The organism is Oleiphilus sp. HI0086, from assembly GCF_001635225.1.
In genome coordinates, this window is the sequence record NZ_LWFZ01000212.1 from 1 (window position 1) to 724 (window position 724).

Consider the following 724-nt stretch of genomic DNA (forward strand, 5'->3'; position numbering starts at 1 on the left):
ATCTAGATAAGATTGACTTAGCAATTGAACGCGCCAGCAGCAGCTACTATATTCAATGCCTGCAAGCGAACCAATGCTGCGCTCTTCCTCAAGGTCGTAACGAAGACGGCCTATTAGACTGGTTTGAGGATAAATAGGCGCAATAAAAGAGGTGTCGATTTGCTCTAGCTCACCCTGGATATAGCGATGGCTGAAATTCAGCACATGACGGTAGTCTTGACTGTGTAAGTGCAAACTCGTATTGCCTTCCTGGGTCTGGTTGTTTCTGGCATCCCATAAACCACTCGTTGCCAGCTCTACACCTGGATAGGGACGGAAGATAAACTCGGTCGCCAGCAGGGAGTCTTTGCGGTCGGCCTCTCCAACGCCATTTATGCCAACTTCGCGATCATCGTAGTGGTAAACCTGGCCAATGCTGACAATAGCTTTCTCTTGCCCAGTTTGCATGTCGGTCCAACGATTGGTGATACCTATCGTCAGGCTGTTATTGTCACCGACTCGATCACCGCCACTAAAGCGATAGGGACTAAACAGTCGCTGATAGTTGAAGCTAGGTAAGGTACTGTCGAAATTAGGAAGAGCATCTTGGTCTACGCTCTTGGCATTCACATAGTAAGCTCGTGGTTCCAAGCTGTGGCGAATCGTGGATGACTTGAAGAATTGGCTTTCACTGAATAAAGAACTTCGGTCGAAGAATAAAGCCGCATCAAGTTCATAAATTGGA

Annotated in this window: 1 protein-coding gene; it reads right to left on the reverse strand. The window is 47.5% G+C overall.

Annotated features, from left to right (window positions below):
* Positions 1–724 (reverse strand): LPS-assembly protein LptD (locus A3756_RS02820; protein WP_156490217.1); only part of this gene is annotated, 724 nt, incomplete at both ends.